This is a genomic window from Paenibacillus maysiensis (genome assembly GCF_000520815.1).
Taxonomy (GTDB): domain Bacteria; phylum Bacillota; class Bacilli; order Paenibacillales; family Paenibacillaceae; genus Paenibacillus; species Paenibacillus maysiensis.
Genome location: NZ_ASRY01000186.1, coordinates 36493 through 48729, shown reverse-complemented (window position 1 = coordinate 48729; position 12237 = coordinate 36493). Strand labels below are relative to the sequence as shown.

At 47.2% G+C, this 12237-nt stretch carries 11 protein-coding genes and 3 pseudogenes; 7 read left to right on the top strand and 7 right to left on the bottom strand.

Annotation, left to right across the window (positions count from 1 at the left end):
• Nucleotides 1-3 precede the first annotated feature (3 nt).
• Genes L696_RS0112715 through L696_RS0112705 form a run of 3 tightly spaced genes read right to left on the bottom strand, consistent with a single transcriptional unit; the run spans nucleotide 4 to nucleotide 3895 of the window.
• On the bottom strand, nucleotides 4-1116 hold the full coding sequence (locus tag L696_RS0112715) for a GerAB/ArcD/ProY family transporter (protein WP_025683967.1): 1113 nt from the start codon (nucleotides 1114-1116) through the stop codon (nucleotides 4-6).
• Nucleotides 1117-1140: 24 nt separating this feature from the next.
• Entirely contained in the window at nucleotides 1141-2379 is a 1239-nt protein-coding gene (locus tag L696_RS0112710; RefSeq protein WP_245233355.1) for a Ger(x)C family spore germination protein, read from the bottom strand.
• The gene (locus tag L696_RS0112705) at nucleotides 2357-3895 is read right to left on the bottom strand and encodes a spore germination protein (RefSeq protein WP_245233354.1); all 1539 of its coding nucleotides are present in this window, start codon (nucleotides 3893-3895) and stop codon (nucleotides 2357-2359) included. The genes L696_RS0112710 and L696_RS0112705 overlap by 23 nt, the downstream gene beginning before the upstream one ends.
• A gap of 318 nt (nucleotides 3896-4213) precedes the next feature.
• Between L696_RS0112705 and L696_RS0112700 the strand changes: the two genes are divergently transcribed.
• Nucleotides 4214-5305, top strand: coding sequence for a diguanylate cyclase (locus L696_RS0112700; RefSeq protein ID WP_025683964.1), 1092 nt, complete (start codon nucleotides 4214-4216; stop codon nucleotides 5303-5305).
• 74 nt (nucleotides 5306-5379) lie between these two features.
• Here the strand turns inward: L696_RS0112700 and L696_RS0112695 are convergent, their stop codons facing one another.
• From L696_RS0112695 to L696_RS29540, 3 genes and pseudogenes are all read right to left on the bottom strand, one after another.
• Nucleotides 5380-5874, bottom strand: coding sequence for an RrF2 family transcriptional regulator (locus L696_RS0112695; protein WP_025683963.1), 495 nt, complete (start codon nucleotides 5872-5874; stop codon nucleotides 5380-5382).
• Between the two features lie 98 nt (nucleotides 5875-5972).
• Nucleotides 5973-6263: pseudogene (locus tag L696_RS0112690) on the bottom strand (fibronectin type III-like domain-contianing protein); the annotation flags it as partial.
• A gap of 28 nt (nucleotides 6264-6291) precedes the next feature.
• Nucleotides 6292-6474 (bottom strand): annotated as a pseudogene (locus tag L696_RS29540) (glycoside hydrolase family 3 N-terminal domain-containing protein); the annotation flags it as partial.
• A gap of 268 nt (nucleotides 6475-6742) precedes the next feature.
• Between L696_RS29540 and L696_RS0112675 the strand changes: the two are divergent.
• From L696_RS0112675 to L696_RS0112660, 4 genes and pseudogenes are all read left to right on the top strand, one after another.
• Complete coding sequence (locus tag L696_RS0112675; RefSeq protein ID WP_025683961.1) at nucleotides 6743-7213, top strand: AbrB/MazE/SpoVT family DNA-binding domain-containing protein; 471 nt, start codon at nucleotides 6743-6745, stop codon at nucleotides 7211-7213.
• Nucleotides 7214-7510: 297 nt separating this feature from the next.
• Entirely contained in the window at nucleotides 7511-9460 is a 1950-nt protein-coding gene (locus L696_RS0112670) for an anaerobic ribonucleoside triphosphate reductase (protein WP_025683960.1), read from the top strand.
• Nucleotides 9457-9954 carry an anaerobic ribonucleoside-triphosphate reductase activating protein gene (nrdG, locus tag L696_RS0112665; RefSeq protein WP_025683959.1) on the top strand — a complete coding sequence of 166 codons (498 nt, stop codon included), beginning with the start codon at nucleotides 9457-9459 and terminating at the stop codon, nucleotides 9952-9954. Before L696_RS0112670 ends, nrdG begins: the two co-directional genes overlap by 4 nt.
• A gap of 117 nt (nucleotides 9955-10071) precedes the next feature.
• Nucleotides 10072-10341, top strand: a pseudogene (locus L696_RS0112660) (5-methyltetrahydropteroyltriglutamate--homocysteine S-methyltransferase); the annotation flags it as partial.
• 92 nt (nucleotides 10342-10433) lie between these two features.
• Here L696_RS0112660 and L696_RS0112655 read toward each other — a convergent pair.
• Nucleotides 10434-10967, bottom strand: a complete 534-nt coding sequence (locus L696_RS0112655; protein WP_025683957.1) for a DUF6985 domain-containing protein — start codon at nucleotides 10965-10967, stop codon at nucleotides 10434-10436.
• Between the two features lie 390 nt (nucleotides 10968-11357).
• Here L696_RS0112655 and L696_RS0112650 point away from each other — a divergent pair, with 390 nt between their 5' ends.
• Both L696_RS0112650 and L696_RS0112645 read left to right on the top strand, forming a co-directional pair.
• On the top strand, nucleotides 11358-11687 hold the full coding sequence (locus L696_RS0112650; RefSeq protein ID WP_014278596.1) for a PadR family transcriptional regulator: 330 nt from the start codon (nucleotides 11358-11360) through the stop codon (nucleotides 11685-11687).
• Nucleotides 11680-12237: a DUF1700 domain-containing protein gene (locus tag L696_RS0112645; RefSeq protein WP_025683956.1), complete on the top strand. Its 558-nt coding sequence runs from the start codon at nucleotides 11680-11682 to the stop codon at nucleotides 12235-12237. The genes L696_RS0112650 and L696_RS0112645 overlap by 8 nt, the downstream gene beginning before the upstream one ends.

Sequence of the window (12237 nt, the reverse complement as noted above, 5' to 3'; positions counted from 1 at the left end):
GTCTTATGAAGCATTCCCTTTTCCTTTACTGCTACCTTTTTTTCGGAATCCTGACACGATAAGCAGCAAAAGAGGAAATATCACTGAAAATGTCGGAAACATCCACTCAAGCACAAACTGACCTATGGCAATATGCTCTTGATAGCTTTGGGCCATTAGCAAGGAGGAGGTAAGCATAATCAGTCCAAATGGCAACAACAATCTGTCGGGAGGAATACGCAGTACATCGCTTCCTGCTTTAACCGCCGCATAAAAGAAAATAAAAATTTTAAAAAAGTCGACAATGATAACGGTCATAACGCCCATCACATCCAGCCTGTCGATAAAATCCGTTATTTCCACCTTGCCGATCATCGTGAGCAGCGGGTATGTTGCTCGCTGGAACAAATCTTCTCCTAGAACCAGCACATTTATCAACGCAATCAAGGAAAAGGCTATGCCTCCCAGCAGCACAGAAGTAATACCCACAACATTGGCACGATAATCTTTTTTTAACGAAGGAAGAATCATCGTAAACGTAACCATCTCGCCGAACGGGAGCATAATGCCTTCGGTATAAACCGCCTTCCATATTCCCCCCCAGCCATGCTGAGCTATGGGCATCATATTCTTCCAGTTTATAGAGTCGGATAACGAGAGCAAGATAGTTGTAGTCAAGCCCAGCAATAGTAGAAAGGACAACAGCCAAATCGCTGTCCGTCCAGCGGCCTCAATTCCCAAATACATTACGTACATCACTACCCCTATGATCAGGGCGCTTATTACAGCCAACGGTGTACGAAAAAGAGTCGTATCAGAAATCAGAATACCGGCATCTCTCAAATCACGCGTCCCGCCGTACAGAAAGAACAAAATATACAGGAAAGCAAGTACACTTCCTACTTTTCTACCCGTAATCACCTTGATGTACTGGGTCAGCAGCATGTCAGGGAAACGCCGATGAAGAGTGCCGTAGCAAAAGAAAAGAAGAGCACCGAAGCCCGTAGACAATAAGATAGCTAGCCATGCATCCTTACCCGCATCCCTCCCAGGAATAGAAATCACCGTGGTTCCTAATTCAAACAGTAACATTAAGGAGATCATCTCCATTGCATCTATCACTTGCTCCTTCTTCACAGTGTCCTCACCTTCCTTAATTCACTAATCCGTATCGCTCCTCGAATGGCGTTCTATCAGCGTCTGCGATTGCTTTATTACCGAAGTTACATGAACACGAACAGCACTCTCTGCAAAATGTCGGCTCCACTGAGAAGAAAGCTTCTCCCATTGTGTAGGGTGACTCATTTCCAGTTCATGCCCAAATCCGAGAACATCGCTGTGTATTCGCTGAACGTCCCTGATAACCGATTCCATAATCTTCCTGGTTTCCCTCGACCATTGATATTGCAAATATTTCATCACCTGTGGATTTTTCATGTCAATTGCACTCTCGACCTCGTCTATGGAACCCGTCTGTTCTAGATCAACTATAAATACAGGCTTACCTCGTTCCATCAGACTGTGTATTCGCGTCCGCGAAAATACAGTGGTGATACCGATAACTCCACTTTCCTTGCCGTAATCCAGCACCATTTCGGATCCTGTTATCTTGTTATTCACCATGGACAAACCAACGGCTTTAGCATCGTCCAACCAATAGATGAGACGATCCTTTCGAAACACTCCCATCCCCTTAATGTGAACCATAGCTTCTGGAATAATGGTCTCCAATTTAGACTTGCGGGCTTGTTCCAAATCACCATCTACTTCTACACCGGTAATGACAGGCCCTCCGCCCTTATTGGACATGCCGCGAATAACATCATCCAGATTCACTGAGTAATGACCTGCGTACATACGTTGGGATCTTTCTAATTTTCCTGAGATATCTCTAGCCGGAATGCGGCCCATCGCGGTCATGGATGCCAATACATCCTTTCCAGTTTTACCGCGGGCCACCATCATTTTCATCGTTGATCGGGTTTCTACATACCTCTCCATAAAATCAAGGGTACGCCCGATTCCATGGCGGGCCAGCTTCTCTCCAAGAACAACAAGCCTCACATGGGAGAGGGAAATATCCCGCGGGATCTTCTGCGACGCCCTGCGGATTGCTTGATATATGCTTTTTCCCTTCTGCTGGTATAACACGACAGGGCTATCTCCCCTTCCTTTATTTCCTAAGATTTCACTCGCCACGATAACCTGTAGAGAAACTTCATAACCGGATTCTCCATCCATATCAATGGCTATAGCCGCTACTATCGCTCTCTGATTTAGCTCCACTGAATCCCAGCAACCGGATATAAATGGAATCCATAACAGTCCTACCAAACTCAGAACCCGCATTCTCCACTTGAAGGTTGCTATGCTTCGTTCATTCCCCTTCCCCTGATGCACCCTGAGCGCCCCCCTCCTGCGGTGTAGTTTCATTGGAAGGGGAACTCGCACTTCCATCCTTCATTCGTTTCTGATTCGTAGATATAATACTTTTAGGACGTTCCTGCATCATCCAGAATGGGAGCCGCAATACAGCATCCTTTTGGTTCTCCAGTATAAAGGGACTGAAGGGAGCCATATAGGGCACACCGAAGGAGCGCAGGCTGTTCATGTGAGCAATCAGCGCAATCAGCCCCAATGTTATACCGAACAAGCCCATAAACGCAGCCAGCAACATAAAGGCAAACCGGAACAGTCTTCCGGCAGTCGCCATGTTATATGCCGGAATGGCGTAGCTGGCAATCCCCGTCAGCGCTACTACAATTGTGAGCAGCGGGGTGACGAGTCCAGCCTCCACAGCCGCTTGTCCCAATACAAGCGCACCGATAACGGATACGGTCTGCCCGCCCACACGCGGCATTCGAATACCAGCTTCACGCAAGATCTCAAAGGTGACCTCCAAAATAAACGCCTCCACAAATGCCGGAAAAGGAACAAACTCCCGCTGCGCCATTATGCTGATGAGCAGTGGAGTCGGTATCATTTCATAATGATACGTCGTTAAGGCAATGTAGAGAGATGGTCCCAGGATCAGAATAATAAAGCTGATATACCGGATGAGCCGCACGACGATTACCATGCTGAAACGTTCCGAATAATCTGCAGAGCTCTGAAAAAATTGAGCAAATACCGTAGGCATAACTAGCACAAACGGGGTTCCATCCACAATGAGCGCTACTCGCCCCTCCATAATGTTGCTGCTAATCGTATCGGGTCTTTCCGAGTTATAAATGGTCGGTAAAGGAGTTAGATAATGATCTTGTATCATCTCTTCTATCATGCCGGATTCAAATATCGCATCAATATTGATGGATTTTACCCGTCTGCGAACCTCATCTATGACACTTTGATCTGCAATAGTCTTCATATACAGCATGGCCACATTCGTGAAGGACGTATTTCCCACTTTGAACATCTCTATCGCAAGATCGGAGCTTTTAATCCGTCGGCGTATAAGAGAGATGTTTGTAAACAGTGATTCTACAAATCCTTCTTTCGGTCCGCTGACGACAGTATGTGTGGTGGGCTCAGCGACCGCCCGCGCCTCTCCTCCACGTGTACCGCATGCGATGGCTTTTTCACAGCCTTCCAGTAAAATAATCGTATATCCCGTCAATATTTGCTCCATCATGGAGTTCCAATCATCACATTCCTTCACTTCACCCAGTTCGAGCGCATGACTCTGTATCCGACTGAAAAGCTCTTCTGCACTTTTTGCCTCGGCAGCCACCTCGGCAGATGGACGGCTAAACAATGATTTCATGACGAGTTCATTCACCATATCCGTCTTGACCATACTACTCAAAAATACAATGGCCGCAGGGACGTCTGCCTTCAACCCCAGACTAAAGCGGCGAATCAGGAAGTCCGGGCTGTTGGACGTCAATTCCTTAAATTGCTGCAAGTTGGTTTCCAAATGAGCTTCGATCTTTAAATAACGCGAAGAATTTTTATTATTTTTGTCCGCCCGACTTTTTGTTATGTTTGCGATAGGGATAGCGAATCATGAGCAGACCTCATTTCCAGAGTGGTAGTCATATATTCCACCTATTTTTTCCTGATTATTTCACATTTGGAGTATGCTCAATCCATTCCCATTTATGCATTAAACGCAGGAACGAAACGTTATAAGCCCCGTCAGCGTAATAAATTTCAATAAAGTTCTTCATTTTCAAGCTTAATGACATTTTTTTTGATAAAATGAAGTAATATGCCTCTCGGGAGGGTTAGCATCTTGTTTAGTACGTTTTTTGTAAATACCTGCATCCTTGTCACCTTTCTGTACATAACCGGTCTCATATCGCAAAGATATAAAATATGTCTCCAAAATTCATCATGCAAGGCTCATTGGATCGGTGGCGCTCTATTTGGTGGCTACGGCATTGTAATCATGTACTACTCGATTCCAGTCGGATTTAATACCATTGCCGATCTTCGCCATCTGGCCATTGTAGCTACCGCAACATACATTGGCGGTCCGGCAGCGCTCATAGCTACCCTTTGTTTGTGTGTGGGCAGATTATTGCTGTTTGGTGTAACCAAGCAAGCCATCGTCAGCGCGATTTTCATGATACTTATCGGTCTGGGATGCGCTCTGCTGTCACGTCTGTCCTGGTCACGTTTATTGAAGCTTATAACCATGAATGTTTTTGCCTTGGGGATAATCTTCTGCTCTCTCCTGATCAATTTGGACGATATCTATGATGTTCTGCGCGTTTATCCGCTACAGTTCTTCATTTCCATGGTCGGCGGATGTCTCCTGTATCTCATTGCCGAGTCCATCAACACGTCCAATGAGCTGTTACTTCGTCTGGAGCATACCTCCTTTACAGACCATCTCACGAATCTAAGCAACAGGAGACAGCTTGAATTGTCGTTGGAAGAGAAGCTTCCCCAAGCTCGTCAGCGTCATGAGCATCTATCTGTACTTGTATTGGATATTGATCATTTTAAGGAAGTGAACGATACCTACGGTCATGCGGCCGGGGATGCGGTGCTGCGTCAGCTAGGTCAGATTTTGATGGACAAATGTCGCTCCTCTGATGTGGTAACCCGCAGCGGCGGGGAGGAATTCACCGTACTTCTGCCGAATTGTGCTTTCCAGCAAGCGTTACGCATAGCGAATCAGATCCTTGGCGCGGTAGATCAGTACGAGTTCGTTTTGTCGGACGGGCTTGTACTCAAAATCACGGTCTCTATCGGCGTAACGACCTTTCCCGATACCGGGGGGGATATGTCCGGGGCGGCTCTGCTGGAACAGGCGGATAAAGCACTATACGAAGCTAAAAATACAGGGCGTAATCGGGTCTGCTCCTATCAGGTATAACTCTACAGAAATAGCCGATACAACCCTCTCTCGGAAGAGTCGTATCGGCTATTATCCGTTTTGAAAAAAATGTGTTAATCCCCTTTGGAAGAAGCCTTGGCATCCTTGCCTTCACGATGGCAGCCGCCTACCACCAGCGTGGTACGCTTGGCAAGCGAAGCCAGGGTATGGGATTCCCATACTTCCAGCATCCGGCGTTCGCTTTCGGCTACAATTTCCGATACGGCTGTCGCCAAATCCTCGCAAAAAGGGCTGCTCTGCGGCTCATGCATCATGCCAGGAAAAATGGGATCGCATATTTCAATGGCGTGGTATATATCGGCGAGTGTAATATGATCTGCCGAGCGGGTAAGCACATAGCCCCCCTCGCGGCCTTCGCGTGCCGCAATTAAATCTGCCTGTACAAGTCGCGTCAGCACCCTGCGCACCAAGGTTACTTCGCAGTCAATGGAGCGGGCAATGGAACCGCTGGCACAGAGCTCTCCATGCTTTTCCAAATAGACAAGCGCCTTGACCGCGACTCCAAGCCATTTGGGCGTTGCGGTGCGTAGTCTTTTCTCACTATTCAAATGAAATGACACCCCTAAGCTGTAGAAACTTCGTTGAATGCATTGTACGTGAAGTCAGAAGCAAGTTCAAGCTTGAGGCCGGAATCCGCTGTAATAAAAGCGCCTGCCAGCAATGTATATTCGCCTGATTCAACACAATAGCGATCCCGCGTGACATCCCAAATTGCCCAGTCCTTTACCCGAACCGTAAATGTAATCGTTCGCGTCTCGCCCGGCTCCAGACAAATACGCTGAAATCCGCAAAGCGTCTTCAACGGTCGCTTGACCCGCGAGGCCCCGGACCGTACATATAATTGTACGACCTCTTCTCCGGCAAACCTGCTCTGATTCGTAATGTCCACCCACACATTCAGAGTATCCGTGGCATCAAGTGTAGCAAGAGAGTTGACAGTACCTCCAGTGACAGAGCTATCGTTCGTATCGGGCGCTATCCTTTACGATTCCCATCACATCACCGGCATCACTGACCACAAAGCCGTCCATTCCCCATTCGTCCCTGACAATATCGTTAACACCGTGATACAACGTAGCAGGTGTCCCATTAATCAGGTTGTAAGAGGTCATCATAGACTGGGCTTTGCCTTCTGTAAAAGGCTTTTCGGATGAATCTTCGGATTTTGAAAAAGATATTCTAAATCCATTGTTTCATGACTCATATCCGTCATCTCCTTATCCCAATCAAAATATGATGAAAAGGTGCATGAAAGCGTTTTAATATATCATAACGAAAAAAAGGAGTACCCCGACAATACGAGTGAAGGTATATGATAAATGCATAAAAAAATTGTATATTTTCTTCAATAAATAAAGCAAAAAATAATATTTTTTGGTATAATCAGGATATATATAATTGAAGGAGGAAGAACTTATGAAAAATACCGGAATGACACGGCCTCTGGATCAATTGGGGCGAATCGTGCTTCCCAAGGAAATGCGCACCACGATGGATATCAATATTGGTGATTCGCTCGAATTTTTCGTGAATGAAGAAGGCTTTGTATTAAGGAAATATACAGGTGTAGCCTGCAAATTTTGCGGCGCAGTTGATCATTTGACTTATTTTCGTGATAGCTTTATTTGCGCCGATTGCATTCAGGTATTAAAGACAGAGGAAAATGTACATCCCACCAGCACCGAAGCCATCCAGGCTCAAGAACATAGCAAGCCGGTTCATAACCATACAACCTGGCAGCCCAAACAATCCAGAGTGCAGCAAGGAGAAATGGTAAAAAAGCTCCGAAAGCTGATTCAGGAACATCCCAACCTGCCGCAAAAGATATATGCCGAAATGCTCAATATCTCACAAGGCCGGGTGTCCCAGTTGAAAAAGCTGCTTTAAATGATCCAGTAATTTATTACAACACATACTCAGATCCAATGGATCTGTCCTCATATTGTTTTCCGTCAAATATTCGATCGTCAGGTGTAGAGTAAGGAGCGTATTCGTTAATGTGTTCCTGACTTTCCACCTGGCTTTTTTGTGCTTTCTCCTCCCTATCGACGTGACAATAATCACATACGCTCTATTCATCCGCATATACAATATATAGACTGAAACAATTGGTTTGTACACGATATTGTCAATATATTGTTTTTGGGAGAAAAATATATATTTTACTATATGGAGGGTTTTGCGATGAAGGTGTTGGAGGAACATCAATTATACGACATCGGCGAGCGGGTCATTGGGGCACAAGATTTGGACACGCTACGGGAGAATGCAAATTTGAATGGAGAATCGTTCAGCGGCAAAATGAGCAAGCTCGGCTCCGAGTACGCTAAGTGGTATTCGCGACTGCGTGTGCTTCCGCCTGAACTGACAGACGCTATCGACCACGGATATGTGTATGTTCACGATTTGGACCAATATGCGCTCGGGACTACGAACTGTATCTTTATTCCTTTTGGTCGCTTGTTGCGAGATGGTTTTAATACAGGCAACGGCTCTGTGCGCACACCACAAACTATTATGTCTGCTATGGCACTGGTGGCTATCATATTTCAGTCTCAGCAAAACAGCCAATTTGGAGGCGTTTCTGCCAATAAAATAGACTGGGACCTTGCTCCTTTCGTGGCCCGGTCCTTCCGCAAGCATCTGCGCAAGGGACTCCGTCTGTTCGGAGAAGGAATAGAGCCTGCCCTGCCTGATGACGAATTACATATAGCCAACAGCCTATTACATGAGATCTGCCCTCGTTCATACGCATTCGCACGCGAAGAAACGGAGACGGAAACCCGGCAGGCCGCCGAATCACTTATTCACAACCTGAACACCATGAGCAGTCGGGCAGGCGGACAAATTCCGTTCACATCACTGAATTACGGCATGTGTACTTCTGCTGAGGGGCGGCTTGTTACGCAATCGTTGCTGGAGGCCACTATTCGTGGCTTGGGCAGCGGGGAAACCCCTGTTTTTCCACAGCATATTTTCCAATGCAAAAAAGGGATCAATCAGGCCGAAGGCGATATTAACTATGACTTGTTCCTGCGGGCAGTAGAATGCTCCAGCAAACGTATGTATCCCAATTTTGTCAATGTGGATGCTACCTTCAACCTGCCCTATTACCGCGCAGATGATCCGGATACCATTATTGCGACGATGGGCTGCCGTACCCGCACCATTGCTGACCGTTTTGGCAGAAACCGTCAGAGCGGAAAGGGTAACCTCTCATTCAATACAATTAATCTGGTGCGTCTTGGCATTGAGTACGGCATTTGCACAGGCAAGCGCAAGGCACCTGACCGGGACGGCTTTGATACCAGACTGGAAGAGGTTATGCGCATTGCCGTGGACGGACTGATCCATCGCTATCATATACAGACCAGCCAGCCGGCAAAAGCCTCAGACTTTATGATGCGCGAAGGAGTATGGGAAGGCGGAGAAGAGCTGGAGCCGGATGAAGAGGTGGGAAGCATACTAAAGCACGGTACGCTTTCCATCGGATTCATCGGGTTAGCTGAGTGCATGAAGGCACTGTACGGCAAACACCACGGGGAGGATGACGCTGTATACCGCGAGGCACAACGAGTCATAGCTTCCATGCGTGTCTACTGCGACCGGATGAGTGAATTGCATAACCTTAATATTACGCTGTTCGCTACGCCTGCCGAGGGTCTATCCGGCAAATTCACGTTGCTGGATCAGCGTGATTTCGGAGTCATTCCCGGTGTGAATGATCGTGAATATTACACGAATTCTTTTCACATTCCTGTGTATTACACGCTTCCGGCTGCCCGTAAAATCAGCCTCGAAGCCCCATTTCATAACCTGTGCAACGCTGGCGCGATTTCGTACATTGAGCTGGATGGCAATGCGCGGAATAACCCGGAGGCGTTTCTTAAAATTGTACAATATGCGCTTCATCAAAACATTGGGTACTTCTCCATTAATCATCCCGTAGATCGCTGTCCGGAATGCGGCTATGAGGGCATTATCGGGACAAGCTGTCCCCATTGCGGTGCTGATGAAGAACATACGCATTTTCAGCGCTTGCGCCGGGTAACCGGATATCTGACAGGTGATTATACCGTCCGCTTCAACGCTGCGAAACAGGCTGAGGTACGTGACCGGGTGAAGCATCGGTGAATTTATGCGGCTACATTCCGGAATCTCTGAACGAAGGACACGGCCTGCGCACCGTTGTGTTCATTAGCGGTTGCCGCCATGCCTGCCCCGGCTGCTTCAATCCGGCATCCTGGAGCTTCCGTACAGGCGAACCGTTCACACCGGAGCGGCAGCAGGAGGTTATCCGTGACATCGCCGATAATCCATTGCTGGACGGGTTAACCCTTTGCGGCGGAGACCCCTTTTTCTCGGCAGCGGAATGCTCGCAGTTTGTACGCGACTTCCGCGCAGCCTGCCCTGACCGAACCGTGTGGGCCTATACGGGCTTCGTCTACGAAGAACTGCTTACGGATCAGGCCCGGCGGGAGTTGGCACTGCTGTGCGATGTGATTGTGGACGGTCCTTTTGTAGAACAGCAAAAGGATCTGACCCTTCCCTTCCGAGGCAGCCGCAATCAGCGACTGGTTGATGTGCAGGCCAGCATTCTGGCAGGATCTACCGTTACATTAGCCTGAGGCGATGTTATACTCGCATGAGTTGTTATGCCCTAAGACGAGTCCTTTCCCTATGGGAGGGCTTGTCTTTTTTTGCATCCGTGATGTTCGGTCTGGTGCCGGAACGGTTCAACTATCGTCCTGATCGGTCCTTATTCGTTCGTTGCCCTGTCCAAAGGCTATGATCGTAAGGATTTGGACATTATTCAGGAGGCTTATGAAGCCTTGTCCAAGGCTGCTCCATCCTTAAATATCGTGCTGCAAACCTACTTTGGCAGTCTGGATCATTATGAGCACCTGTCCACGCTCCCGGTACAGGGATTAGGTTTGGATTTTGTACATGATGATGGCGAAAACCTTCAACATGTGCTCCGGCATGGCTTCCCTGCAGGCAAAACGCTGGCCGCTCAAGCTGCCAGAGATTCGTTGACTGTATCCAGCTAATTTCTATACCTATCCCCTTCCTGGACCCTTTTATCCCTGCAAGCCGGAAGGGGATTCTATTCCAAATCATATAATGTATAAGCTCCTTGAATATGCTCGGGTTGTCCCTGCTTCAGATGCACACCCAAGCCATGCTCTCTATCCCATGAACAGCTAAAATTCAAGTACAGCTCATCCTCTTCTATTGAGTCAGGAACCAGTATAGACACGAGCTGTAGCCATTCCAGTAATTGTGCCGAATCCTTCACGTAGGGCGCATATTCATCCGGATTTTCTCCCCACGTGATATAAGCATTCCGGTACTTTTCCACTATACCTGAATAGTAATGATGTATCGCTTCCAGCACATGAGGATGAATGTCGGACCCATGTGCCATATATTGCTCCCATGTCTTTTTTTGATCCTGCTTAGGTTCTCTTATGGCCTGAGCTTCTTCCTCGGAATCGGCGGACACCATAAACTCTATCTCCACCTCTGAGTCCTGTCCGCAAAAATGGAGCTGCATCGCGCCCCGAAGCACGATTTCCTCCGATACATCCCAAGTCTCATCATCCTGATCCAGCTCCATATACCAGCGTTCCCAATTCATTCTTCGCCCCATCCTTTTCATAAGAAATGATCTTCAACTCTATGGAACCTTTTATTTTACAATTTAACATCCTAATGAATGAAATTAAAGCGGGCCCCTTTCCGCAAATTCCCCAGGATTCGGCGTATTTCTAAATAAAAATACTTTTTTCAACAGCATTCCCTATCTTATGACTCTAAAAGCAAAAGAAAACTCCTAAAATGAGCCCGTAGATCTATTTTTAAATTTTTAGTACCTTGCATTAATCAGTACATGATGTTAAATTATACCTGACTACTGATTTATGATTAGTACCTGAACTAATTTATGCTCAAGCACACATTTCTCCCCCATACTCCAAACGACACCTATGAAGCAATGATAACATCCAGGAAGGGAGCACCGCTCATCATGAATGTGAACATCCAATTCAAAAAAGGGGTGCTGGAACTGTGCGTTCTTGTTTTAATTGGGCGCAGGGACCGTTACGGCTACGAACTGGCTCAGGCTGTCTCCCGTCATATCGAAGTAGCCGAAGGAGCTTTATATCCGCTGCTTCGCCGTCTGGTATCAGAGGGATACTGTACAACTTATTTACAGGAATCGACCGAGGGACCCCCGCGTAAATATTATCGGCTGACTGATGCAGGCAGCAATTACACAAGAATACTTACACGGGAATGGAATGAGTTTGTCCATCATGTCGCAAGCCTACTGGAGGAAGGAAATCCCGATGAATAGAAAACAGTTTCTTACAGAGGTGGAGCAACGTCTCTCCCCTCTCCCCGCAGAGGAACGTAATGAGCTGCTTGGTGATTTAAGTCAGCATTTTGACTATGGATTGGTGAATGGAAAAAGCGAAGTCGAAATTGCCAGCGAACTGGGCAACCCCGAGGATATCGCTCGCGAAGCGCTGGATGATCCTAACGCACTCTGGAATACCTCTCCTCCTCCGCTTCGCCAGGGAAGCTTCGCACGCAATCTATTTACTTTCTTGGGGCTGCTATTTCTTAATTTGTTAATTTCCATTCCTGTCTTAGCCTCTTTATGGGCAGTATGGGTTTCATTGGCCGTAGCAGCGGTCAGCTTCATAACGGCCCCCCTTCTAGCTGTCGCAGATTATGCGCTGAACGGCAACTTTTATCCCGCTAAATTCTTTTTTGCCATCACGTTGACCGGGATTGGCTTATTCCTGTTGCCTGGAGTACGCTACCTTCTGAATCTTCTGGTCAGAGGTACAGTTCGATACTCGAAATGGAATCAGACTACCCTGAGGGGAGCTAACGAGTAA